The organism is Aquidulcibacter sp. (genome assembly GCF_044346625.1).
Taxonomy (GTDB): domain Bacteria; phylum Pseudomonadota; class Alphaproteobacteria; order Caulobacterales; family Aquidulcibacteraceae; genus Aquidulcibacter.
Window position 1 is genome coordinate 1 of the sequence record NZ_JBIIYV010000020.1, and the last position, 23043, is coordinate 23043.

A 23043-nucleotide genomic window follows, 5' to 3' on the forward strand; every position below is an offset into this window, starting at 1 on the left:
AAACTCTCGCACCTTTAAGCAATGATCCCATCGTCATGCTCAGCGCAGTCCCCTGAACATGATCAACTCAGCCCTAAACCGGCTACATCATGACGCCGCTGTTACACCACGCCATGGGACACGATCCTATCGGCTGCTAGGCTTTAACCTAGAAGTCGAGATCACAGCACTTTTAGACCTTGTTTCTCCGCTTATATGGTGACTAGGCCTACATTATGCTAGGAAGCGTCCATGCTTCAATTACACACGTTTTCTCATTCCTCAGCCTCGTACCGGGCCCGTATCGCTCTGGCATTAAAGGGGGTGGCAAGTGAAAGCCACGCCGTCTCCTTAATCGCCAATGACCACTTGTCTGAAGCCTACCAAGCCCTCAACCCCGAAGGCCGGGTTCCCGCGATTGTGACCGAGCAAGGCGTTTTGACCCAATCCTTCGCCATTATGGATTGGCTGGAAGACACCATCCCACAGCCGAGCCTCTATCCGGCGGACCCTTGGCAACGCGCTTTATGCCGTGCCTTTGCCCATGCCATTGCGAGCGATATCTTCCCGGTCCAAAATCTCGGGGTTCGACGCAAACTGATTGCGGATTTTGGAGCCGATGAAGCCCGCACAATCCAATGGTGTGCAGAGTGGATCGCTAAGGGCTTTATCGCTTTAGAAGCGGAGACAGCCAAGCGCGGCTGGCATGAGGGACAAGACTATTTGTTTGGCCCAACCCCCACTTTGGCTGATATTTGCTTGGTACCGCAGATGAATAATGCCCGCCGTTATGGCGTGGACCTAGCGCCCTTCCCGCTGTTAGTTGCGGCAGACGCAAAAGCACGCGCCCACCCAGCCTTTGTTATTACCGCGCCTGAGACACAGGCTGGATAATTTGTTTCCAGACGGGACGGACGCCAAGATCATGAAACCACTCAATCTTGAAACCTACCTCCCTTATCGGCTCAGTGTGGCGTCCAACAAGGTCAGCGCGCTGATCTCTAAAGCCTATGAAGCGCGGTTTGGGTTGACGATCCCGCAATGGCGCTTGCTGGCCATTCTTTCTGAAGGCCAACCCCTGTCGCAGCAAACCTTGGTCAGCCGCACGGCGATGGACAAAGTAACGGTCAGCCGTGCCGCGCAAGCATTGATAACGCGTGGTCTTGTCCAGTCCAAGCCCAGCGACAAAGACCGCCGGGCCGTGGAATTGAGCCTAACCGCCGCCGGCGTCTCCATCGTCCAAGACGTGGCCCCTGTCGCGCTCGCCTTTGAGAAATCCTTGATTGAGGCCATTGGCGGTCCGGCAGCCGAACGCCTCGATATGATGCTGCGCAAGTTGGAAGAACAGGCGGAAAAACTAGCAAAATAAACGTGCGCCCATCTTGGCAATTAGTAACAAATGAAACTATAATCGGGCTTTCTTGGTTGGAGCACCCTATGGCGGACTTGTTTGAAAACCCACTTGGCACTGACGGCTTTGAGTTTGTTGAATTCACCAGCCCTGACCCGGATGCCTTAGCCACCTACTTCCGCCAATTGGGCTTTACGGCGGTATCGCAGCACCGCTCCAAAAATGTGATCCGCTTTAAGCAAGGCGACATCAACTTCATCCTCAATATGGAACCTGTGGGCCAAGCGGCAGAATTCCGCGAACAGCGCGGGCCATCTGCCAATGCGATGGCGTTTCGGGTCAAAGACGCCGCCCAAGCCTTTCGCGAGGCCATCGCGCGCGGCGCAGAAGCCGTGGACAGCCCCATCGGGCCGATGGAATTGGACATCCCAGCAATTAAAGGCATTGGTGGGGCTTTCATCTATCTGGTTGATCGCTATGGGGCGCAGAGCATTTATGATGTGGACTTTAAACCTATTCCCGGTGCTGCCGAAGAAGAAGCAATCAATTCGACCGGCCTTACCTATCTCGACCACCTGACCCACAACGTGTTCCGGGGCAAAATGGATGTGTGGGCGGACTATTATGAGCGCATCTTCAACTTCCGCGAGATCCGCTATTTCGACATTGAAGGCAAAGTCTCCGGCCTTTTCTCCAAGGCTATGACCAGTCCTTGCGGCAAGATCCGTATCCCCTTGAACGAGAGCAAGGGTGAAGCAGGCAAGACCGACCAGATCGAAGAATTTCTCCAGCGCTATAAGGGCGAAGGCATTCAGCACATAGCCATGGGGTCGACCAATCTTATGATCACCGTCGATCAATTGCGTGCCCGGGGTGTGGAGTTGCAAGACACTATCGACACCTATTTCGACTTGATCGACACCCGCCTACCCGGCCATGGCCACGACGTAGAGGCCCTGCGCCAACGCCGGATTCTGATCGACGGTGCGCCCAGTGAAGGCCAAGGTCTGTTGTTGCAAATCTTCGGCAAGGATGCCGTTGGGCCTATCTTTTTTGAATTTATCCAGCGAAAAGGAAACGAGGGCTTTGGCGAAGGCAATTTCAAAGCTCTGTTTGAAAGCATCGAATTGGACCAAATTCGGCGCGGCGTTTTGCAAGGTTAAGGCCATAGGGGAGCGGTTTATAATGGGCAAATTAGGGGCGCTCTGCGGGATTACGGCATTGAGTTTGGCACTGGGTGCCTGCACCGTGACAACCCAAATGGGGGACGGGCCCGAGAAGACCCGCACTTTCCTTGCATCCCCACCTGCCCCCATTCCGGCTTGGTCGATAGCGATTCATGGCGGCGCTGGCGTAATTGAGCGGAAAAATCTGACGCCTGAACAAGACAGAGCCTACCGCACTGCTTTGGCTGAAGCGATTGAGATTGGTGCCGACATCTTGCGCAAGGGCGGTGACGGCATTGACGCTGTGGAGGCGACCGCACGCTATCTGGAAGATAATCCCCTGTTCAATGCCGGCCGCGGTGCCGCCATTGATGCATCTGGCAAGGCGACGTTGGATGCAGCCATCATGGTGGGGCCGGGCCTGAAGGCTGGTGCCGTTGCTGGTATGCTGACAACGAGGCACCCGATTAGTGCCGCGCGTGCGGTAATGGAAAAGACCCAGCACGTCTTTCTGATTGGCGATGGCGCAGATCAGTTCGCGCGCGATCAAGGTCTCGAGCAAGTGCCAAACACTTTCTTCCTGACGGCCCGGCGCTGGCAAATTCTGGAAGAAGTTCTGACCGAACAGAGAATGCCGATCCCGCAGAAGCCCGCTGGTCTCAATAATGACGGCCCCGTCCGCTCTGGCCCCAATGCCGCCAAGTCAGGCGAAGCGCGTTTTGGCACGATCGGCATTGTCGTGCGCGACACCAAGGGCGTGTTGGTCGCAGGCACTTCGACGGGCGGCCTGACGGGCAAGAAATGGGGGCGCGTTGGTGATGTGCCGGTGATCGGGGCGGGTACCTATGCCACGCCTGCATGCGCGGTCTCTGGCACCGGGACGGGTGAATATTTCATCCGCTTGGGTGTTGCCCGCGCCATTTGTGACAAGGCGGCTGAACCCGGGATGGACCTGCAAATCGCGGCGGACGCTGTTATGAAAAAGGACCTCACGGCTTTGGGTGGCGATGGCGGCGTGATCGTCGTCAATGCCCGGGGTCAAACCGTTTCCAGCATGAACACACCTGGGATGTATCGTGCACAGATGAGCGCAATTAGTCCCGCTCGTGTCGCCATCTATGCGGACGAAAACTAGGGAGCAGGAGCAAATATGAGCCAGCTTTTGGGCATTCACCACGTCGCCTATCGCTGCCGCGATGCCAAGGAGACAGTGGAATTCTACCACGACGTTCTGGGCATGGACTTCCAAGTCGCCTTTGCCGAAGATCATGTTCCCTCAACCGGGGCCTATGACCCCTATATGCACGTCTTTCTCGATGCAGGCGGCGGCAATGTGTTGGCCTTCTTTGAGTTGCCAGAGCAGCCCGACATGGGCCGCGATCCCAATACGCCAGAATGGGTACAGCACATCGCCTTTAAGGTCGCCAATGAAGAGGCACTTCTAGCTGGCAAGGTCCGTGCCGAGGCGCGCGGTTGTTCTGTGATCGGCCCGACTGACCATGGCATTTTCCGCTCTATCTATTTCTTTGACCCCAATGGTCACAGGCTGGAACTGGCCCATGACACCGGCACCGCGGCGGAGTTGACCGAATTGCGCCGCGTGGCCCCAGACATGCTGGACGAATGGTCCAAGACCAAGAAAGCCCCGCGCCATGCCGATTGGCTGCACGCCAAGGCCCGTGCCAGCCATAAAAATTCAGACCCTATCTAAAACGTGCTCGATAAAAGCGCTCTGGGACCACCCAGCCATTAGGAAACGCCCATGAAACTTGCTTCTCTAAAATCTGGCCGCGATGGACGCCTCGTCGTCGTCTCGTCCGACCTCAATTATTGCACCGACGCGGCCTTGATTGCCCCCACTTTGCAAGCCGCATTAGACGATTGGGCCCATTGTGGCCCGGCTCTGCAGACGTTGAGCGAAGCACTAGAACGTGGCGCGGTGCCGACCGAGCGCTTTCATGAGCGCGAAGCCCATTCGCCACTGCCCCGCGCCTATCAATGGGCCGATGGCTCGGCCTATGTGAACCATGTCCAGTTGGTGCGACAAGCCCGTGGTGCGGAGATGCCAGACAGCTTCTGGACCGACCCGTTGATGTATCAAGGCGGCTCTGACGACTTCCTGCCGCCACGTTCGCCCATCATGCTCGCCGATGAGACATGGGGCTGTGACCTTGAAGCCGAAGTGGCTGTCATCACCACCGATGTGCCGCAAGGCATCAGCGCAGAGGCCGCATGCGACCACATTGCGCTTGTCTGCTTGGTCAATGATGTCAGCCTGCGCAATCTGATCCCCAACGAATTGGCCAAAGGCTTCGGCTTCTTCCAAGCCAAGCCTGCCAGCGCCTTTTCCCCTGTCGCAGTCACACCAGAAAGCCTCGGGCCCCTGTGGGATGGCGGGAAGCTGCATGTCACTTTGAGCGTCGACCTCAATGGCACACCGCTGGGTCGGGCTGAAACGGGCTTGGATATGACCTTCGATTTCGGTGACTTAATCGCCCATGCCGCACGCACCCGCAATCTATGCGCTGGCACCATCATCGGCTCTGGCACCGTCTCCAACCGCGATGCGGCAGGCGGCCCAGGTAAGCCAATCGCTGAAGGCGGCCTTGGCTATTCCTGCTTGGCAGAAGTCCGCGTTGTGGAAACCATCCTCCACGGTGCCGCCAAAACGCCCTTCCTCAAACACGGCCAAGTCGTGCGCATCTGGGCCGACGATTCCAAAGGCCATTCGATCTTCGGCGCGATTGAGCAGAAGGTGAGCGGGTAGGTGTTTAGACCTTGCACTTGTCATCCCCAAAGAAGTGAAGCGGAGAGCGGGGATCTTGGTGGACTTTGCGTTCGGAGTTCCGGATCGGCTGACGCAGTCCGGGATGACGGCGCATAAGCGTGTTAGCTCGCGCCTAACAAGGCGGGTTTCGACTTAGATCGGTTCAAGTGTACGCTCCACTTTCCTTGAAGCCGCCTGACAGTTTTTCTGCGCAAACACTCGAACATGGCCTTTGCGGAGGTACAGCCTGCAGCAAAGGCCCTCTTAGTGAACAGGCACACTCTCCCCTTGCCACTCGTGGATAACTGCCCCCCAAGACGCGTTTTCCATGACGGCATTGTTAAACTTATGTTAGATTGTACGGAATTTCGCTCATGCGCGTTGACGAGCCTGCCGGGATGGGGTGGAAGGGATTTAGTGGCCCTCCCCTAATGCCGCTCATGAGGTGATTTGCCTTGCGACTTCGACTTACAGTGTGTGCTGCGGCGGTCCTGCTGGCTAGCTTTGGGGCTGCAGGCTCTATTAATGGTTTGTGGGCAACGCCAGACGCCCGCGCCTCTAGCCTAGACGGCCTGAAATTGGCTATGGGCCTGCCCTATGGCAACACGACGCCCCCCCGCAAGGTGGAGATGCGCGCATCGCCCGAGCTGGCTGGCACAAGCCCTGCTGCCACAAAACCTCAACGCGCGCATGCGGCCCCGCACAAAAGCTTAGTCGCCGAGGTTTTTCAGGGGCCATTGGCACATGCCACACCTCGGTTGGTGATGGCCGATGCGGCACCCCAGTTTGACGCTCATACCCCAGTTACAGTTCCGGCCCCACCTGAGCCTCCCGCGCCACCAATGGCTCCGGCAGCAGCATTTGCACCCGCCAGTTTGAAGGGCTTAAAAGCGCTTGCAGAGGCTGAGGCAAGTCGATCGGCCAAATGGGCAGAGCAAGCTGTTGATGCAGCTAAAGCCGCTGAAAAGGCCAATATTGCTGCAGTTCAAATCAGCCTTGATGGCCCCATGGTCATCACTCAAAGCCAGTATGAGGGTCTTGAGCGCGCGCTCGATCAGGCATTGGCTCGGTTAGAGGTCAGTCAAGCGCTCGCCGCGCGAATCAATGAACAGGACCCGTCATTCTTCGTCGTGCGAGCCGATGGCAGGAAATTCTGCGGCACAGCGCAGATTGACCGGGAGTGCACCTTGTTGAGACCGACCGATGTCGCCCGCATCCGTTCTGATGTGGCGGCGCAGGTGAAACTAGCCGATAGAGAACTGCGCCAAATTCAAGCAAAGCTCGCCCGCGCCCGCTTGACCGACGGATGAGGCCGTAGAGCAAGCCATTCCAAAGTTTTTTCCCGCCGTGTGCGGCCTAGATTACTGGGCCAGCGACGTTGTTTGCAGGGCTGGATTTGCCTCAGGCATTTGCACGCGCACAGTTGCGATCGCAGGACGTTCGGCCAGAGCGACAGCGGTTAAGCTGGGACGATCAGCTTCTGCAACGGCATAGGCAATTAAGGTGTTGACGCACTCTGCCTCATTCACCACCCGGTCCCGACGTGCGGCCTCGGCACACATTTTGGTCGCGGCCCGCTCAATCTGCTTGAAAACCACCTCCGGCGCAGCATTGGCTGCCACCTTTTGATCGGCGATCTCTGCCTGTGCAGAACCAGCAGCTAAAACCGCAAAAGCAATTAGTCCAACAAAACGGTGTGTCATGGTTATCTCCTCAATGACCCACAAAATTGCGCGACCCAAACTGTCCCGTGCGTCGAATGTGACACTAAAATGACTATGTGACAACAGTTTTATGACATTTATATGACTTTTAAGCGACATAATTGCAAAGTATCACAAATTATCCTTACAGAACATATAGATAACCCCTGTAAACCGTTACAGAATTGTCATGAAACCGTCTGAAAAGGTCCGTAGATGCTTATGAAAGCGATAAGCATTTCCCTGTATCCTTAGGAAACTTCGGGAGAAAAGGCATGCGTCCGTTCGGCAGTTCGCCAGATTTATCAGCTATTAAAGCAAGCTACATGGTCAGCCTAAAGGACGAACTCGGCACGCTAGAAGGGCTACAAAGTGAGGTCGATTTCGGCTTTGCGGAACCCCGGACCTATAAAGAGTTGCGCCGTCTTGCCCATGTCCACGCCGGCAATGCCGCTACGTTCGGCTTTAGCGCCCTTGGCGAAGCTGCACGCGCTGTGGACGTCCATTTGAACGATGCCAATAATGCGCCTGACCTACTCCCGTCCCTTGTTGCGGATTGGCGGGGCCAGCTTCAAATTGCTTGTCAGAATTACTAAATAAGATCTTCGAGATCGACACCAACGGGCTGTTTCTAGGTGCAGCCAGTGGCTAGACAGCGCCACATTTGCGACCATAAGCAATCACCCTGCGTTCAGGAAGAAAAGTCTAGCTTAGCCTTCTTCTAAAAGCCGAAACGAAAGAAATTCTGATGTCAAACCTCTCTCTGGTGCGTTCGATTGCGGCCCTTTGTGTGCTTGCAACCCCCAGCATCGCCCAGAACGGCCCCTCCCAGAGCCTCCTGACTACTTTGGCCCCGGGTCAGAGCCGATCGGTCGACATTTCCTTGCGGGCGAGAATTGGGCCGTTGGAACTAGCACGAGGCTCGTTCAAAGTCAGTCTGACGCAAGATAGCTATAGCGGTGAGGCGACGTATCGCACCTCCGGCATCGCCGCTTCGTTCAATAATGATGCTGGCGTTGCAACCGTTAGAGGTGCGATTGACGATGGCCAATTAAAGCCACGGTCGTTCGTCAATCAAGAAACCAATGGTAAAAAGCGCCGCATCACCATGGCTATTGGGGGCCGCTCGGTTGATGTAACAGCTGCACCGATGTGGAGTAGCATGGGCTTTCCACCGGCGACTTTGGCCCAAAAGCTTGAAGCAGTCGACCCAGTTACAGGCTTGATGGAGCTCTCGCTGGTGACCGGCCGAGATGCGGGTCGGGCCTGTGGTGGCGCGGTCAAGATTTTCGATGGCAAGCGACGCTATGACATCCGCACCCAATATGTTGGGATCGAAAACGTTTCTACACCAGCCTATAAAGGCCCAGCAACCTATTGCCGGGGCACCTATACCGAAGTGGCGGGCTTTAATCAGAAGAAGCCAAACGAGTCGCGCGATCCGATCCGCCTTGAAATCTGGCTCGCGGATGTCGGCAAAATGGGCGTCTCTGTCCCCGTGCGTATGACCGGTTCCAAGGGCATTTACACGGCGGTTCTCTATGCCGACCGGGCGGTGGTGCGCTAACGAACCGATCAGACATCTGGCAAAAGGCCGCTATCCTCAGGGTCCCCAACCCTTTTGATCAAGGCGGCTTTGAGTTTCTTCATCGCCTGATGCTCAATCTGGCGAACCCGCTCCTTCGAGATGCCCATCCGCACGCCCAAGGATTCTAGGGTCGCACCCTCTTCGGTCAAGCGGCGCTGCTGAATGATTGCCAACTCGCGCGGATTTAGGGATTTGAGCGCCTCTTGAATCCAATTGGTGCGACGCTCTGTATCGGTGCGTTCCATCACGTCTTGATCAGGCAGAATCCCCTCATCGGGTAACAGATCCTGCCATTCACCGCCGCCATCGACACCATCGGACATTGGGGCATTCAGGGAGCGGTCATTGGCCGATAGGCGGGAAGCCATTTGTTCGACTTCACGCTCGCTCACACCGAGCTTCGTGGCGATGATCTCGCGGTTCTCACGCGTCATCATGGCTTCGCCCGTGTCGCTGATAAGCGCACGCAGCCGGCGCAGATTAAAGAATAGGGACTTTTGCGCCGCGGTTGTGCCGGTGCGAACGATTGACCAATTGCGTAGCACATAGTCCTGGATAGCTGAGCGTATCCACCACGCTGCATAAGTCGAGAAGCGCACTTCGCGATCGGGCTCAAAGCGAGCGGCCGCTTGCATCAATCCAATGTTACCCTCTTGGACGAGGTCGCTCATCGGCAGACCATAATTACGGAAGCGGGCCGCCATGGAGATCACCAACCGCATATAGGCGGTCGTCAATTCGTGCAGTGCGCGCTCATCTTGCTGGTCACGCCAAGCAACGGCTAGTTCACGTTCGTGATCATGCTCCAGCAAGGGTGCCTTCATAGCCTGTTTAACAAACCGTCGCGTTGCGCTTTGGGCTTCGGCTGTCTCATACGTGGCCATTTGATCTCTCCGATCCTTGTCCGCACCTGATTTGGTTATGAGCATTACGCGTGAGAGGGCCGCTTGGATCAATCGTTATGACAAATCCATGACTGAAGAACTGCAATTTGGTGGGAGGTCGCGTGATCTATCTTAGCCAGATGTCCGGACAAAGATGACAGGCGGGAAATCACTATCCATCTGCACTTCCACGGACCGGATTTTACCAGCCATGTCGGCTTGAAAGGCGAACTTTACATCCAGAAGATCGTCATCATCTTCCCGCATTGGCTGGCAATTGAAAACATCATAATGCCAATGTTTTAGTTGGACTGGCATCTCATTATAAGTCCCCTGCAATCCCGCCTCATCGAGGGTGACCGTCCAAGTACCATAGCCCTTATGTCCATAAGTGCCGACAAAGGCGGCAAGCTCTCGCGAAGGGGTGGTATTGGGGATCGGCATAGGCGGGGTTTGGGTGGCGGCCTTGGCCTCATTGGAATCGCGCCGGGCAAGCCCCCGAGCTGACCAATTGGCAGGCGCTAACCCCATTAAGCGATCGAACAGATCAAGGCTCACATGGCCGGGCAAAGGCGTGCCGCGCATATTTGCGAAAGCGATGATGCCGACATTCTGCTCGGGGAACAGGGTCACGCGGGAAGAAAAGCCATTGAGATTGCCACCATGGGCGACCCGCCGCATGCCACGATAAAAATCCGTCCGCCAACCTAGGCCATAAAGGCCACGGCTCAACTCCGTTGCCTCGGGCTGGCCGCCAGTCGAAACAAGCGGGGCCCACATGGCCTCACTTTGTGCCACCGATATCAGCCGCTTGCCACGATATTGGCCGCGGCCAAGTTGCAATTCCATCCAAGGCAGAAACTGATTGACCGAACTATGAAGCTCACCCGCTGGGCCAATCGCATCTTCGGGCCGCAAGGAGATTTGCACAGCTTGCTTGTTAGGCAGAAGTTTATGACCAAAGGCGAAGTCAGAATCATGGGCCATCTGACTTGGGCTAAAGCCCGTTCGCCCCATGCCCAAGGGCTTCAGCAATCGCGCCTCTGTAAAGGCCTCCCACGACTGGCCCGTTGTGCGTTCCACGACAAGGCCCGCCAGAATATACATGAGGTTATTGTACTGATACTGGCTGCGTAGCGGGGCTGACGTGTCCAAGTAAGGCAAGCGCGCCAAAAGCTCTGCCTTGCTCAGCTTCTCATTGTTGTACCAGACGAGGTCGTGGGTGCCGAGGCCGGTGCGGTGCGAGAGCATGTCGCGCAGGCTCAAGCTGGCATATTCCACCCCGCCAGCCATTTTAAACTCGGGCAAATAGGTGGTGACGGGTTCATCCCAGGCAAGCTTGCCTTCATCCACCAACAGCGCCACCGTGGCAGAGGTGAAAGCCTTGGTGAGCGACGCACAGCCAAACAAGGTATCGGGCGTCACTGCTCGGGTCTTAGCCCCGTCGCGCCAGCCAAAGCCCTTGGCATAGATCGGCGCACCATCCTTAATGACCGCAATTGCTAAGCCCGGCACGCGCCAATTCTGGCGCGCCAGGTCAAGTTCGGCATCGAGACCTGCGAGAGGATCGGGTTTACGTTTGGCCGCATAGGCGGGGCCAATAACGCCTGCCCCCAAGCTTGCGCCCAACAAGGATACAAAGGCCCGCCGCTGCATCAAATTGACCCCCACTTAACCGCCCTACAAAGCCAGCATAGTGGGGGGCCGAGGTCGGGCTTGTCTAGTCCTCTCAGCGCCGAATGGCATCGGCACCGACACAGGTGCGGGTCTCTTCACTCCACGTGCCACCGCGACGATAGCAATCGAGACGCATGGCCGCGGCGCGGGCTTCTGCTTGGGCAGGATCGGCTTCAACCGGGCCCAAGGCACAGGCAGACAAGGTCGCCAATGCAAAGGCCAAACCACACAAGGTCAGCGCGTGGCGCATGGGCTTAGGCCGTCAGCTGTTGGCGGGCTACGTCTAACAGCTGTTCCATTTCGCGGCGGACCTGGTTTTCGCTGACTTCAATACCCTTGGCGTCGAGGTCGGCTTTGACTTTGCGGTAGACATCGTCATCGCCCGCTTCTTCAAAATCAGCCATGACGACGGACTTGGCATAGTCTTCAGCAGCGTCCCCTTCGAGGCCCAAAAGACCTGCAGCCCAAGCACCTAAAAGTTTATTGCGGCGGGCGGTGATTTTGAATGAAAGCTCACTATCGTGCGCATATTTGGCTTCTTCAGCGCTCTTGCGCTCATCGAACTGGCTCATGGTCAGACTTCCTTAAAAAACACGTCAGCGGACAGGTTCCTAAGTGGGAACGGCTACGTGGTCTCGATAGGTCTCTGCGCAAGTAAGCGCAAGGGGATGCGCCACATGATTGAGGCCTGTCGCGCAGCCTGTTAGGGTGAGCTTGTCGTTAGGAGTTTCGACTCGGGCCGCGATGGCTGCGAGTGCGTGCCTTGCCACCTGACCACTGAGGAGAGCGCGACCATGTCCCGCCGCAAGAAAATTTATGAAGGCAAGGCCAAGGTCCTATATGAAGGGCCAGAGCCTGGTACCCTGATCCAGTATTTCAAGGACGATGCAACCGCCTTCAACGCTGAAAAACATGCGATTATTGAAGGCAAGGGTGTTCTGAACAACCGGATTTCAGAATTCATCATGACCAATCTCAATGCGATTGGCGTGCCCACGCACTTCATCCGCCGCCTCAATATGCGCGAGCAATTGATCCGTGAAGTGGAAATCATCCCGTTAGAAGTCGTCGTGCGCAATGTTGCTGCAGGCTCGATCTCCAAGCGTTTGGGTATTCCTGAGGGTGAATTGCTGCCCCGTTCGATCGTGGAATTCTATTACAAGAACGACGGTTTGGGCGATCCCATCGTCGCGGAAGAGCATATTACCGCGTTTAACTGGGCCACCACACAAGAAATTGATGACATCATGGCCCTCGCCCTGCGCATCAATGACTATTTGTCCGGCCTGTTTGCGGGTGTTGGCATCCGCTTGGTGGACTTTAAGCTTGAATTTGGCCGCCTCTATGAAGGCGACATGGTGCGCACTGTTTTGGCGGATGAAATCAGCCCAGATTCCTGCCGCTTGTGGGATGCGCGCACCAATAACAAACTGGACAAAGACCGCTTCCGGCAAGATTTAGGCGGCGTCTCTGAGGCCTATGCCGAAGTCGCCCAGCGCTTGGGCATTTTCAAAGACCCACGCAGCGCGTTTGTAGAAGGCTAAACCGACCGATGAAAGCCATTGTGAATGTCCGTCTGAAGAAAGGCGTGTTGGACCCCCAAGGCCGCGCCATTGCTGAAGCCCTGCGCGGCCTAGGCTTTCATGAGGCCGAAGATGCCCGCGTCGGCAAAGTAATCGAAATCGAAATCGACGAAACTGACCCAGAACGCGGCGCTGCGCGGGCCAAAGAAATGGCAGCCAAGCTTCTGGCCAATCCGGTCATCGAAAGCTGGACGGTGGAAATCGCGGCTTAGGGGGCTACATCCCCGCCGCAGCGTCAGCAGAAAGCGGGCACTTCCATGGAAGCTGCCTGATTGGCTGATGCTATCAAGAAGGAAAGCGCAAAACCTCAAGAAATACCTCATCACGCTTTTGTCGCTCCCTTGCGTTCTTCCATCCGTGTTTCGATGAAATGGGCGAGCGCTTGGGCGGCAGGGGTTTGCCGTGAGGGTTCCAGTAAGCACATGTCGGCGGCTTCCAGTGGCGGCCAATCCCCTAGCACCTCGATCCCATCTTGGATCAGGCCGCGCGGCATCACGGCATAGCCAAGGCCTGCGCGCACGGCCGCCGCACAACCCGCATGACTGGGGCTGGTAAACGCGCTTGTCCACGGCGCCTTCGCGCGATCAAGCGCTGCGAGCGCTCGTTCGCGGTAGACACAAGCTGGTGGCGACAGCACTAAGGGCAAAGGCCGTTGCCGCTTTGCAAAGACCGCACGGGCTTCATCAAAGCCCTTTGGCAAAATGTCATTGGCAGGCCCAACCCAAACCAATTCCTCTCGCCAGATGGCACGGGCACCTGGATGGACGCGCTCGGTCGATTGCTTGATCAGCACAAGGTCATGCAAGCCTGCTTCAAATTCATCAATCAAAGTTCGTGTCAGAGCACAGGAGACATGCAGCATCACATGCGGGTGTGCATTCATAAAGGCAGCCAAAATGTTGGGTAAATGGGCGGTTGTGAAATCCTCGGGCGAGCCGAACCGTACCTTACCGCTGATGTCCTGAGACCTGAACCGCGCCAGCATGGCATCGGCCGAGGCGATCATGTCGCGCGCGTAGCCCAAGAGCTTTTCGCCATCTTGGGTCAAGCTAACATTGCGGGTGTCGCGCTCAATCAATTGGCGGTCGAAGATTTCTTCCAGCTTCTTGATCTGGCCCGACACAGCGGATTGGGATCGGCCCACAAGGATGCCGGTCCGCGAGAAACTGCGAGTATCGGCCAGCGTCACAAAGGTGCGCAGAAAGGCGGTGTCAACGTCGTACATGGCTTACCTAATGCGGCGATGGCAGCGCGGCGTCAACGCAACTTGCGACTTCTACGCCGCGCTTCGCCACGGTTTTTCCGATAAATCCCATCAGGTTTTCACGTTTCTCCTTCTGGGGGCGACCGACTAAGCAGCGGCACCGCACCCCCAAATGAGGAGCCAAATATGCCGGTTGAAGTCCTGCTTGAAAACCTAGTCTCGCCCATAACCATGGCATTTCTGCTGGGCATGATCGCCACTTTGATTAAGTCGGATTTGGAGATACCTGAGCCCGTCATCAAAATTTTCGCGATCTTCTTGCTGTTCTCCATTGGCCTACAAGGCGGCCAAGAACTGGCAGGCGTGGCCTTTGCCGATATCGCCAACGGGCTGGCCGTAACTGCGGCACTGATTTTCCTCCTCCCCCTCATGGCCTTTTTGGTGGCGAAGTTCGTGTTGCGCTTGGACACACCCAATGCGGCGGGCGTTGCAGCCCTTTACGGCTCAGTCTCGTCGGTGACCTTTGTGGTCGCGCGCACCTATGCTGAGGGCAAGGGAACGCCAATGGACGGTTATGTCACCGGGCTTGTGGCCTTGATGGAGCTGGCAATATTGGTCGCGCTGTTTTACGGGCGCTTCGTGCTCAGCCGGTCCGGTGGGGATAAGGGCAAGCTGACTGAAATCCTGATGGAGACCCTGCGCGGACGCGGTCTTATCTTGTTGGGCGGCGGCCTTCTGATCGGCGGTCTGATCGGCGAGAGGAATTTCGCCAAGATTGAGCCCTTCTTTGTCGATCTGTTCCGGGGCGTGCTGGTCCTCTTCCTGCTGGAAATGGGCATGACAGCGGCACGGCACTTGAAAGAGTTCGCCAAAGTAGGCCCGGCCATGGCGGTTTTTGGGATCGTAATACCCATGGTGCACGGCGCCATTGCCTCAGGCTTGGCAACTTGGGCGGGCCTGCCATTGGGATCGGCCTTTGTCATTGGGGCGGTCGCGGCGTCCGCCTCGTACATTGACGCCCCGGCAGCTGTGCGCGCTACATTTCCAACCGCGAACCCGGCGATCTATCTCACCTCATCGCTGGGTATCACTTTCCCCTTCATGTTGATCATCGGGGTGCCGACTGTGTATCAAGTGGCGGTCTTGTGGCGCGGCGCGTTGGGGGGTGGTTAGGAAATGTTGCTTTGGAACGGTTCAAGGCCATATTCCGCTTGCCTTGAAGCCGAAGGGCAATTCTTTCGACGCAAGCTGAGGAGGCGAGAGGTGAAATCGGCTTCGCCGACGCGCGAAGCGCGCCTCTTGATGCCCCATCTTGCGCGCAGACAATCGACTTAAGCCATTGCCGCACCATAGCCTGCGGCAAGTGCGATCTAAGTGGATGGGTCTTCTCGCCTCTCCACTTGGGATAGGGGCCAGACTGCCGCACCGAAAAAATCCCCCCCACCCCCTAGACAGACGCCTCAAACTAAGACGCTATGGTGGTCCCATTAGTAACTGAAAGGAGGTGATCCTATGTCTCATTGTCTGCGCCTTAGTGAAATGTCTGTCGGGATCCCTTCGGAGGTGAAGGCTTAAGGATTAAGAGCCTTTCTTCGAATTGAGATCGGGCCGTTTCGCCGGTCTGGCAATGGAAAGGTCGCTGGGTAACCAGCGACCTTTCTTGTTTTTCTAAAGCGTCTTGCCCATGATTTTCAGAGGGATGATCGCGCCATTTCTGGCGTGCTTTTCAATCACTTCGATCAACTCATAACCACAGCGGCGATAGAGTGGCTCCCCTGCTAGAGTGGCCCCCATTTGCGCGCTCTTGAAGCCTTCGGCGCGGGCAGCGGCTTCGCCTGCATCAATGATCATCTGGCCAATGCCGCGGCGTACATGCTCTGGGTGGGTATACATGGCGCGGATGCGCGCGGGCTCGGTCGCGGGGTCGAGGAGGCGATTATCGCGCCCGGCGCTGTGATCGCCGCCATAGAGAGTCCCCCGCCGGCTCCAGCCGCCACAGCCGACGATTTTTCCGTCTTCTTCCACGACCGCAAAATAGGTGCCATCTTCGATCAACTGGGTATCGATCCCCATGGTCTCGTGACTGCCTTCAACTTGTTCGGGTGTAAGAAAGTCGTGCATCAATTGCCCGATGGCCAAGGCCATCAAGGCCTTCATTTCCGGCATATCGGCAGGGGTTGCGACGCGCAGCTTTAAGACCATGCAGCCAGTCTTTCCTCAATCAGAGCAATAGTTTCTGTCACGCCAAACAAGGCCACAAAGCCGCCAAAGCGCGGGCCCTGTTCTTGACCCAGCAAGACTTCATAAAGCGCCTTGAACCAGTCGCGCAGGTTTTCAAATTGGTGCGTCTTGCCGACATCAAACACCATATTCTGGATTTCATCGCCGTCGCGCATGTCTGGCCCCATGGCTTCAAGACGGGCTTTGAGGTCCAAAATCGCGGCAAGTTCCGCTTCTGTCGGCGCGCGGAATTTCTTCGTTGGCTGGATGAAGTCGCGATAATAAGCGACGGCAAAGCCTGCGAGTTGATCGAGCAAAGGCTGATCAGCTGGTGTGGCTTCGGGCGCATAGCGCTTGATAAAGCCCCACAGCACCTCCTTTGTTTCCGCGTTCGCAGCAGAGACGAGGTTTAAAAGCAGGGCAAAGCTGATGGGCGAGCCATATTGGGGTGGATGGCCATTATGGATGTGCCACACAGGATTTTCGAGCTGCTTGGCAGGCTCTTCCCGACGGAAGGCATCTAAGAACTGGACATATTCGTCCACAGCGCGCGGGATGACGTCGAAATAGAGCTTCTTGGCGACGCGTGGCTTTTGGAAATTATAGAGCGACAGGCTCTCAGGCGGGGCATAAGTCAGCCATTGCTCGACTGCGATGCCATTGCCTTTGGACTTGCTGATCTTCTCGCCATTTTGATCCAAGAACAGCTCAAAGCAATATTGCAGCGGCGGCTCGGCACCCAAGATGCGGCAGATTTTGGAATAGATCGGGCCATTGGTCTGATGGTCCTTGCCGTACATTTCAAAGTCGACACCAAGGGCGGCCCAGCGCATGCCAAAGTCTGGCTTCCATTGCATTTTGACCTGGCCACTGGTGACCGGGACGGTAACGTCCGTGCCATCTTCATCGGCAAAGGTCACCGTGCCCGCCTTGGCGTCGATGGCCTTCATCGGCACATACAGAACGCGGCCTGTGGTGGGGGAGATTGGCAAGAACGGGCTATAGGTCGCGCGCCGCTCTTCGCCTAAAGTTGGCAGCATTACGCCCATAATCTCGTCAAACTTTTCGAGCGCGCGCAAAAGGGTCGCGTCAAAAGCGCCAGAGCGGTAAAGCTCAGTGGCGGACTTGAACTGATAGTCAAAGCCAAAGCTATCCAAGAAGCCGCGCAAGCGGGCATTATTGTGCTGGGCAAAGCCGGCATGGGTGCCAAATGGATCGGGCACATCGGTCAGAGGCTTTTGGAGATAGGGCACCAGCGTTTCTGGATTGGGCACATTGTCTGGCACTTTGCGCATGCCATCCATGTCATCGCTGACACAGATCAACTGGGTCTCCAGTGTGCCATCGGTCAGCGCGATGAAGGCTTGGCGCACCATCGTCGTGCGCACGACTTCGCCAAAGGTGCCGATGTGTGGCAAGCCCGACGGACCATAGCCCGTTTCAAAGATAACCGGGCCCTGTTTTCCGACTTTCTTGACCCGATCCAACAGCAAACGGGCTTGTTCAAAGGGCCAAGCTTTGGCTTCTGTCGCCAAAAGTGCACGGTTCGCCATTCAGGTCTCATTCTTCACTTGGAGTGGGAGGTTGTTGCCACGCCTTGTGACGGAATCGCGCCTTAAGGTCAAATCCTTGCACCCTGCCCAGACACCCCAACCGCTACGCGGCGTAGCGCCCAAGTTGTGGGTTGAGTTCGCGCGCCAATCCCTGATAAGCATAGTGGTCGGCATAACGTGCTGGCGGGGGAATCACGTGGCTCAGAGAAAGACGCAAATCGTCGTGGTCGGTGGCGGTGCCGGGGGTCTGGAACTCGTGCGCCTGCTTGGTTCGCGTTATGGCCGCAAGGCCCATGACATCATTCTGATCGACCGCAATCTGACCCATATTTGGAAGCCACTCCTGCACGAGGTTGCGGCAGGGTCTCTCGATGCCAATCTCGATGAAGTCGGTTATGGCGGCCACGCGGTGCGCTGGGGCTATCGGTTTTTCAACGGCAGCCTCGAAAGCGTTGATCGAACCGGTCGTACTGTCACCACGGCCCCTTTGCTCGACGAGCGTGGCGAAGAGATCATCGGGCGGCATACCATTCGCTATGATTATCTGGTGCTGGCCATGGGCGGCATCTCGAACGATTTCGGTGTGCCGGGCGTACGCGAGCACGCGATGTTTCTCGAAGACCGCCCCCAAGCCGACCGATTCCGTCAAAAGCTGCTCAATGCGTGCCTGCGCACCAACCACGCACACCAAACCGGCGATTTAGAAGCCTGTGTGCGCATTAGCATCGTTGGCGGCGGCGCGACCGGAGTTGAGCTGGCCGCTGAGCTTTACAATGCCGCCAAGGCCTTGCGCCATTATGGGCTGGAAGTGTTCGATGAATCAAAGCTGGAAGTATCCCTAATCGAGGCTGGCCCAAGGATCTTGCCGGCCCTTGATGAGAAGCTGGCCGAGAGTGCTAAGCATGAACTCGAGAAGCTGGGCGTCAAAGTGCTCGACAACACCCAAGTGGTGCGCCTCGCCAAGAATGAGGTTCATACCGGCAGCGGTGACATCGTCGCGTCCAACCTCATTTTATGGGCTGCTGGCGTGAAGGGGGCGGATGAGATCCGCACGATGGGTGACCTCGAACTGACACGCGGCAACCAAATCATTGTGCGTCCAACGTTACAGACCACTAAGGACGACCGCATTTACGCTCTGGGCGACTGTGCTTCCTGCATCCTGCCTGGCCGCGACCGCCCCATTCCGCCGCGCGCGCAATCGGCGCACCAGATGGCCGCCCAAGTGTTTCATAATCTGGTGCGCGCACAGGCCGGCGAAGCGCAAAAGGATTTTGTCTATCACGACCATGGCTCGCTGGTGTCGCTCAGCCGCTTTTCCACGGTGGGCAGCCTGATGGGCAATCTGGTTGGCGGGCGCATGCGCGTTGAGGGATGGATAGCCCGAACGGTTTATCAGTCGCTTTACCGGATGCATCTGATTGCGATCCACGGCTGGTGGCGCGGTGTGACGCTGATCGTGATCGGCCATGTCAACCAAATCATAAGGCCCAAGTTTAAGCTGCATTAGCGGGTGGAATCGAAACTTACGCACGCAAAGTAGGAAGGCGCTCTCCCCTCTCCCCCCCCTCGGGGGGCGAGGGCACTTAAAACGGGTTTCTCATCTGAACAGCCTTTGCCACAGGCTGTGTCTAGGCAAAGGCTTAAGTCGAGTTTGAGCGCGCAAGATGAATTGTCGAACGGCTTCAAAGTGAGCAAAGCGATGCTTTGAACCGTTCCGAGTCATTTGGCGAAAGTTTACACAAGCGCTTTCAAGGTTTTCCTTGACGTTGGTGCGTGCCATGCTTGGAGTTCACCATCTCCAATGCCGCTGATGACACCCAAGCCCATTTCGATTTCGACAGCGCTTTGAAAAAAGTGCAGCGCGATGTCAGATAATGTCGCCAAAGCAGCCTAAAGGTTAGTGTCTACCCTCAAGGACGCAAAACCGCTTATGTTGACCGATCTCATCCTGTTTCGTCATGGCAAGGCAGTGCGCCAGCACGAGGCCCGCGATGATTTCAGCCGCGGCCTAACCCCGCGCGGCCGGGTTCAAGCTGCCGCACAAGCGGTCCGTTTAAAGGAGGCGGGTTGCGACCTACAGCTCGCGCTGGTTTCCACAGCTTTGCGCGCGGCCGAAACCTGGGATGCCTGCCAACTGGCTTTCCCCGAAACCCAAGTTCAGATGATGCGCATGCTTTATTTGGCAGCGCCTAACATTTATCTGAACACCGCTAAGTCTGCGAAGGCGAGCCGCGTGATGATCATTGCGCATGATCCGGGCCTTCACGAGCTGGCCTGCAGCTTGATGAAGGGTGATACTGGCCTAGACAGAGGGCAAGCAGACTTGCGAGAGCATCTGCCCACTAGCGGGGTCGCTTGGTTTTCCGCCGATCCCAGCGCATCTTCAGGATTTAAGCTGCGGCAGTTTTGGGCACCTGAACCTATACTGGCTTGAAGGCCGACAGAGGATTGGCAGTTCCGCCGCACGCTTCCTGATGACAAATCAACCCCTGTGCGTGCATGAAGTTGCATGAGCAAACCAAAACGCACTCCCTTAAAGCCTTGGTCGATTGAAGCCGTTGTCGATGGCAACCGTCTGCGCGTGCAATTGTCTGCGGCAGCGCTCGATCATTTGGGCGACGAAAAGGCGGCACGCGCACGCGCTTTGGACCTGCTAAAGGGCGCGCTGTTTCGTGGCCGCCTCATCGCGCAAGAGCGTTTGGAGAGCGGTGCTGGCGGCCTTGATTGCTCGCATCTATTGGCTGGGGTCCAAGACCAAGTGATCTCCGCCCTCTATGACTTTACCGTCACCCACGTGTTCCGCGCGCGCAACCCTACGGCAGCAGAACGGCTGAGTGTTTGTGCCACGGGCGGCTATGGCCGCAATTCCATGGCACCCTCATCCGATGTCGATTTGATGTTTGTGCGGCCAATCAAAGACGCGTCTTGGGCAGAGAGCGTGATTGAATATATGCTCTATATGCTGTGGGATATGGGGCTGAAAGTTGGCCACGCGTCGCGCACCATTTCTGAATGCCTGCGCGCCGCCCGCGAGGACATGACGATCCGCACCTCGGTGCTGGAGACCCGCTTTGTCTGTGGCGATAAGCTTTTGTTCCGTGAGTTGGAAATCCGGCTGCGCAAGGACTTGTTTGATGGCACGGCTGCAGACTTTGTGGCAGCCAAGCTGGCCGAGCGCGACAATCGCCACCGTCGTACCGGCGAAAGCCGTTATATGGTCGAACCTAATATCAAGGACGGCAAAGGCGGTCTGCGCGACCTGCATACTTTATTCTGGATTGCCAAATATATTCATGCCACCGATGACGTCAGCCAGTTTGTTGAAAAGGGCATTTTCAGCCTCGAAGACATGAAGCATTTCAATCAGGCTGCTGAATTCCTGTGGACGGTGCGCTGTCACTTGCATTTTTTGACTGGGCGCGCAGAAGAACGCTTGACCTTTGACTTGCAACCCGAAATGGCCCGCCGCATGGGCTATGGCGACCGGGCTGATAATCCGGCGGTAGAGCGCTTCATGAAGCGCTATTTCTTGGTCACCAAGCAGGTTGGTTCCTTGACGCGCATCCTGTCCGCCCGGCTAGAACTGGACCGGCAAAAGGCGCTGCCGCGTGGTATTTCGCGCTTCTTCGCCAGTCCACAAAAGGCCAAGCAGCTGGATGATCCCCGCTTTCATGAAGATCATGGCCGCATCGGCTTTGCCCATCCTGAACAAGTCGCCGACGATCTTTCGGCCTTGATCGATATTTTCAAGATGGCCGATACTCTGGGTCTCGATATCGATCCATCCGCGCTGGCGCGCGTTACCAGCATGGCCGCCAAGGGTCGGATTATGCGCGATGATCCAAAGTGCGTTGCCAGCTTTTTAGACGTTGCCACGTCCAAGAAGGACCCTGCCCAAGCGCTGGGGCTTTTGAATGAATCCGGCCTTTTGGGGAAGTTCGTCCCCGAGTTTGGACGGATTGTTGGGCAAACCCAGTTCAACATGTATCATCACTTCACGGTGGATGAGCATACGCTGCGCGGCATTGCCAATATCTCCGATATTGAGCACGGCAGGCTGCGGAAGGAATTACCCGTGTCAACGGAGCTTTTCCCCCGCATCGCAAACCGCCGGGCGCTGTATCTGGCGATGCTGCTACACGATGTCGGCAAGGGCGAAGGCGACCAACAGATTGAAGGCGCAAAGGCGGCACATATTGCGTGCCGCCGTTTGGGCCTGGATGCCGAAGAGGTTGAGTTGGTTGCTTGGCTTGTCGGCCATCATTTGATCATGAGCGAGGTTGCCCAGCGCCGCGATATTGGCGACCCGAAAACCATCACCGACTTTGCTGCCACGGTCGGCACGCTGGAGCGGTTGCGCCTCCTGTTGGTTTTGACGGTAGCCGACATTCGTGCGGTTGGCCCCGGTGTTTGGAACGATTGGAAAGCCCAACTCTTACGCGACCTCTATAAGCTGACGGAGGCCACATTGCGGGGTGGGCGGTCCGACGAGGGTTTTGTGCGTCGCCAATTGAAGGCCCAAGCCGATGAACGCCGTGCCCAAGCTTTGATTGACCCCATCCTCGCCGAATTCTTTACGAGCCTCGAAGATGCTTATTGGCTTGGCTTTGATACCGACCAGCAGAAGTGGCATGGGGCGGAAGTGGCCAAGGCCTTACGTCAAGAAGCGCCCTATTGGCTGGCCTCAAGGCCTGCGCCCAGTCGCGGTGCCACAGAGATCTTGGTGCTTTCGCCCGATCAACCGGGTCTATTTGCAGCCCTTTCTACCGTGTTTGCGCAAGCAGGTGCCAATGTCATTGATGCCCGCATTCATACCTCTAAAGGTGGCCAAGCCTTTGACGTGTTTGCCCTGCAAGATCAGTCAGGCGCGGCCTTCGGCGAAGGCCGGCAAGACACAATCGACCGCCTATTTGCCCGCCTGCACGTGGTGTTGGAGGGCGAACGTAAGGCAGGACGCGATACTCTAATCGCAGAAAACACAAGCACCGTCAAAAAGCCGACCAATCGCACTGCCGCGTTTGCGATTGAGCCCGTCATTATGATCGATAATGAAGGTGCTGCCTTTGATACAATCGTCGAAGTCTCCGGCCGAGACCGCACCGGGCTATTGGCAGATTTAGCGCAAGTCTTTGAGGATGAAGGGCTTAACGTGACCTCAGCCCATATTGATGGCGTTGGGGAACGGGCAACAGATGCTTTCTACCTCCGTGATCGTGGCGGCTTGAAACTATCCGACGCGCGGCGGATCACGATTTTGAAAGAGCGTTTGATGGGCGTCCTGTCAGATGCAGAGACGACTGAGGGCCCGAGCCTCTTGTCTCGCCGGAAATTGGCCCGCGCTCGGGCCAGCAGTCGCCGCTAGCGG

General features: G+C 56.7%; 23 protein-coding genes. 15 read left to right on the plus strand and 8 right to left on the minus strand.

All coding sequences use genetic code 11. The features are described from left to right. Positions 1 to 231 precede the first annotated feature (231 nt). The 7 genes from maiA (at position 232) to ACIQ20_RS07095 (ending at position 6573) form a co-directional block, all read left to right on the plus strand. Entirely contained in the window at positions 232 to 873 is a 642-nt protein-coding gene (maiA, locus tag ACIQ20_RS07065) for a maleylacetoacetate isomerase (protein WP_395778785.1), read from the plus strand. 31 nt (positions 874 to 904) lie between these two features. Continuing rightward, the gene (locus ACIQ20_RS07070; protein ID WP_395778787.1) at positions 905 to 1348 is read left to right on the plus strand and encodes a MarR family winged helix-turn-helix transcriptional regulator; all 444 of its coding nucleotides are present in this window, start codon (positions 905 to 907) and stop codon (positions 1346 to 1348) included. A 68-nt stretch (positions 1349 to 1416) separates the two neighbouring features. Continuing rightward, positions 1417 to 2493, plus strand: a complete 1077-nt coding sequence (gene hppD / locus ACIQ20_RS07075; RefSeq protein WP_395778789.1) for a 4-hydroxyphenylpyruvate dioxygenase — start codon at positions 1417 to 1419, stop codon at positions 2491 to 2493. Between the two features lie 22 nt (positions 2494 to 2515). Further along, the gene (locus tag ACIQ20_RS07080; RefSeq protein WP_395778791.1) at positions 2516 to 3631 is read left to right on the plus strand and encodes an isoaspartyl peptidase/L-asparaginase family protein; all 1116 of its coding nucleotides are present in this window, start codon (positions 2516 to 2518) and stop codon (positions 3629 to 3631) included. Between the two features lie 15 nt (positions 3632 to 3646). Continuing rightward, positions 3647 to 4207, plus strand: coding sequence for a VOC family protein (locus ACIQ20_RS07085; RefSeq protein ID WP_395778793.1), 561 nt, complete (start codon positions 3647 to 3649; stop codon positions 4205 to 4207). A 51-nt stretch (positions 4208 to 4258) separates the two neighbouring features. Beyond that, positions 4259 to 5263 carry a fumarylacetoacetate hydrolase family protein gene (locus ACIQ20_RS07090; protein WP_395778795.1) on the plus strand — a complete coding sequence of 335 codons (1005 nt, stop codon included), beginning with the start codon at positions 4259 to 4261 and terminating at the stop codon, positions 5261 to 5263. Positions 5264 to 5718: 455 nt separating this feature from the next. Continuing rightward, the gene (locus tag ACIQ20_RS07095) at positions 5719 to 6573 is read left to right on the plus strand and encodes a hypothetical protein (protein ID WP_395778797.1); all 855 of its coding nucleotides are present in this window, start codon (positions 5719 to 5721) and stop codon (positions 6571 to 6573) included. 51 nt (positions 6574 to 6624) lie between these two features. Here the strand turns inward: ACIQ20_RS07095 and ACIQ20_RS07100 are convergent, their stop codons facing one another. After that, complete coding sequence (locus ACIQ20_RS07100; RefSeq protein WP_395778799.1) at positions 6625 to 6966, minus strand: hypothetical protein; 342 nt, start codon at positions 6964 to 6966, stop codon at positions 6625 to 6627. A gap of 275 nt (positions 6967 to 7241) precedes the next feature. Here ACIQ20_RS07100 and ACIQ20_RS07105 point away from each other — a divergent pair, with 275 nt between their 5' ends. Next, the gene (locus ACIQ20_RS07105; RefSeq protein ID WP_395778801.1) at positions 7242 to 7562 is read left to right on the plus strand and encodes a hypothetical protein; all 321 of its coding nucleotides are present in this window, start codon (positions 7242 to 7244) and stop codon (positions 7560 to 7562) included. Positions 7563 to 7714: 152 nt separating this feature from the next. Continuing rightward, positions 7715 to 8533, plus strand: coding sequence for a DUF3108 domain-containing protein (locus ACIQ20_RS07110; RefSeq protein WP_395778803.1), 819 nt, complete (start codon positions 7715 to 7717; stop codon positions 8531 to 8533). 8 nt (positions 8534 to 8541) lie between these two features. Here the strand turns inward: ACIQ20_RS07110 and ACIQ20_RS07115 are convergent, their stop codons facing one another. From ACIQ20_RS07115 to ACIQ20_RS07130, 4 genes are all read right to left on the minus strand, one after another. Next, positions 8542 to 9438, minus strand: a complete 897-nt coding sequence (locus ACIQ20_RS07115; RefSeq protein WP_395778805.1) for an RNA polymerase factor sigma-32 — start codon at positions 9436 to 9438, stop codon at positions 8542 to 8544. A gap of 132 nt (positions 9439 to 9570) precedes the next feature. Then, positions 9571 to 11094 (minus strand): serine hydrolase, encoded by a 1524-nt coding sequence (locus ACIQ20_RS07120; protein WP_395778807.1) that lies wholly within the window; start codon positions 11092 to 11094, stop codon positions 9571 to 9573. Positions 11095 to 11167: 73 nt separating this feature from the next. Then, positions 11168 to 11365 carry a hypothetical protein gene (locus ACIQ20_RS07125; protein WP_395778809.1) on the minus strand — a complete coding sequence of 66 codons (198 nt, stop codon included), beginning with the start codon at positions 11363 to 11365 and terminating at the stop codon, positions 11168 to 11170. A 4-nt stretch (positions 11366 to 11369) separates the two neighbouring features. Then, the gene (locus ACIQ20_RS07130) at positions 11370 to 11687 is read right to left on the minus strand and encodes a DUF1476 domain-containing protein (RefSeq protein WP_395778811.1); all 318 of its coding nucleotides are present in this window, start codon (positions 11685 to 11687) and stop codon (positions 11370 to 11372) included. Between the two features lie 222 nt (positions 11688 to 11909). Between ACIQ20_RS07130 and purC the strand changes: the two genes are divergently transcribed. Continuing rightward, positions 11910 to 12659: a phosphoribosylaminoimidazolesuccinocarboxamide synthase gene (gene purC, locus ACIQ20_RS07135; protein WP_085340218.1), complete on the plus strand. Its 750-nt coding sequence runs from the start codon at positions 11910 to 11912 to the stop codon at positions 12657 to 12659. Positions 12660 to 12667: 8 nt separating this feature from the next. Continuing rightward, positions 12668 to 12910, plus strand: coding sequence for a phosphoribosylformylglycinamidine synthase subunit PurS (gene purS / locus ACIQ20_RS07140; protein WP_395778813.1), 243 nt, complete (start codon positions 12668 to 12670; stop codon positions 12908 to 12910). A 110-nt stretch (positions 12911 to 13020) separates the two neighbouring features. Here the strand turns inward: purS and ACIQ20_RS07145 are convergent, their stop codons facing one another. Then, positions 13021 to 13923: a LysR family transcriptional regulator gene (locus ACIQ20_RS07145; RefSeq protein WP_395778815.1), complete on the minus strand. Its 903-nt coding sequence runs from the start codon at positions 13921 to 13923 to the stop codon at positions 13021 to 13023. 165 nt (positions 13924 to 14088) lie between these two features. Between ACIQ20_RS07145 and ACIQ20_RS07150 the strand changes: the two genes are divergently transcribed. Further along, positions 14089 to 15075: a sodium-dependent bicarbonate transport family permease gene (locus ACIQ20_RS07150; protein WP_395778817.1), complete on the plus strand. Its 987-nt coding sequence runs from the start codon at positions 14089 to 14091 to the stop codon at positions 15073 to 15075. A gap of 495 nt (positions 15076 to 15570) precedes the next feature. Here the strand turns inward: ACIQ20_RS07150 and ACIQ20_RS07155 are convergent, their stop codons facing one another. Continuing rightward, positions 15571 to 16104 (minus strand): GNAT family N-acetyltransferase, encoded by a 534-nt coding sequence (locus ACIQ20_RS07155; protein WP_395778819.1) that lies wholly within the window; start codon positions 16102 to 16104, stop codon positions 15571 to 15573. Beyond that, positions 16095 to 17675 (minus strand): lysine--tRNA ligase, encoded by a 1581-nt coding sequence (locus ACIQ20_RS07160; protein ID WP_395778821.1) that lies wholly within the window; start codon positions 17673 to 17675, stop codon positions 16095 to 16097. The genes ACIQ20_RS07155 and ACIQ20_RS07160 overlap by 10 nt, the downstream gene beginning before the upstream one ends. Before the next feature lie 196 nt (positions 17676 to 17871). Here ACIQ20_RS07160 and ACIQ20_RS07165 point away from each other — a divergent pair, with 196 nt between their 5' ends. The 3 genes from ACIQ20_RS07165 to ACIQ20_RS07175 all read left to right on the plus strand — a co-directional run bounded on the left by ACIQ20_RS07165 (position 17872) and on the right by ACIQ20_RS07175 (position 23040). Then, positions 17872 to 19185: an NAD(P)/FAD-dependent oxidoreductase gene (locus tag ACIQ20_RS07165; protein ID WP_395778823.1), complete on the plus strand. Its 1314-nt coding sequence runs from the start codon at positions 17872 to 17874 to the stop codon at positions 19183 to 19185. Between the two features lie 423 nt (positions 19186 to 19608). After that, on the plus strand, positions 19609 to 20112 hold the full coding sequence (locus ACIQ20_RS07170) for a SixA phosphatase family protein (protein ID WP_395778825.1): 504 nt from the start codon (positions 19609 to 19611) through the stop codon (positions 20110 to 20112). Between the two features lie 75 nt (positions 20113 to 20187). Then, positions 20188 to 23040: a [protein-PII] uridylyltransferase gene (locus ACIQ20_RS07175; protein WP_395778827.1), complete on the plus strand. Its 2853-nt coding sequence runs from the start codon at positions 20188 to 20190 to the stop codon at positions 23038 to 23040. Positions 23041 to 23043: the final 3 nt, after the last annotated feature.

Bases quoted from the DNA above. Each gene is read 5' to 3' on its own strand.
- ACIQ20_RS07175 (WP_395778827.1), top strand. From the start codon at position 20,188: ATGAGCAAACCAAAACGCACTCCCTTAAAGCCTTGGTCGATTGAAGCC.
- purS (WP_395778813.1), top strand. From the start codon at position 12,668: ATGAAAGCCATTGTGAATGTCCGTCTGAAGAAAGGCGTGTTGGACCCC.
- ACIQ20_RS07085 (WP_395778793.1), top strand. From the start codon at position 3,647: ATGAGCCAGCTTTTGGGCATTCACCACGTCGCCTATCGCTGCCGCGAT.
- ACIQ20_RS07105 (WP_395778801.1), top strand. From the start codon at position 7,242: ATGCGTCCGTTCGGCAGTTCGCCAGATTTATCAGCTATTAAAGCAAGC.
- ACIQ20_RS07110 (WP_395778803.1), top strand. From the start codon at position 7,715: ATGTCAAACCTCTCTCTGGTGCGTTCGATTGCGGCCCTTTGTGTGCTT.
- ACIQ20_RS07125 (WP_395778809.1), bottom strand. From the start codon at position 11,365: ATGCGCCACGCGCTGACCTTGTGTGGTTTGGCCTTTGCATTGGCGACC.
- ACIQ20_RS07090 (WP_395778795.1), top strand. From the start codon at position 4,259: ATGAAACTTGCTTCTCTAAAATCTGGCCGCGATGGACGCCTCGTCGTC.
- ACIQ20_RS07145 (WP_395778815.1), bottom strand. From the start codon at position 13,923: ATGTACGACGTTGACACCGCCTTTCTGCGCACCTTTGTGACGCTGGCC.
- ACIQ20_RS07100 (WP_395778799.1), bottom strand. From the start codon at position 6,966: ATGACACACCGTTTTGTTGGACTAATTGCTTTTGCGGTTTTAGCTGCT.
- ACIQ20_RS07150 (WP_395778817.1), top strand. From the start codon at position 14,089: ATGCCGGTTGAAGTCCTGCTTGAAAACCTAGTCTCGCCCATAACCATG.
- ACIQ20_RS07170 (WP_395778825.1), top strand. From the start codon at position 19,609: ATGTTGACCGATCTCATCCTGTTTCGTCATGGCAAGGCAGTGCGCCAG.
- ACIQ20_RS07155 (WP_395778819.1), bottom strand. From the start codon at position 16,104: ATGGTCTTAAAGCTGCGCGTCGCAACCCCTGCCGATATGCCGGAAATG.
- ACIQ20_RS07130 (WP_395778811.1), bottom strand. From the start codon at position 11,687: ATGAGCCAGTTCGATGAGCGCAAGAGCGCTGAAGAAGCCAAATATGCG.
- ACIQ20_RS07070 (WP_395778787.1), top strand. From the start codon at position 905: ATGAAACCACTCAATCTTGAAACCTACCTCCCTTATCGGCTCAGTGTG.
- purC (WP_085340218.1), top strand. From the start codon at position 11,910: ATGTCCCGCCGCAAGAAAATTTATGAAGGCAAGGCCAAGGTCCTATAT.
- ACIQ20_RS07120 (WP_395778807.1), bottom strand. From the start codon at position 11,094: ATGCAGCGGCGGGCCTTTGTATCCTTGTTGGGCGCAAGCTTGGGGGCA.
- hppD (WP_395778789.1), top strand. From the start codon at position 1,417: ATGGCGGACTTGTTTGAAAACCCACTTGGCACTGACGGCTTTGAGTTT.
- ACIQ20_RS07115 (WP_395778805.1), bottom strand. From the start codon at position 9,438: ATGGCCACGTATGAGACAGCCGAAGCCCAAAGCGCAACGCGACGGTTT.
- maiA (WP_395778785.1), top strand. From the start codon at position 232: ATGCTTCAATTACACACGTTTTCTCATTCCTCAGCCTCGTACCGGGCC.
- ACIQ20_RS07080 (WP_395778791.1), top strand. From the start codon at position 2,516: ATGGGCAAATTAGGGGCGCTCTGCGGGATTACGGCATTGAGTTTGGCA.
- ACIQ20_RS07160 (WP_395778821.1), bottom strand. From the start codon at position 17,675: ATGGCGAACCGTGCACTTTTGGCGACAGAAGCCAAAGCTTGGCCCTTT.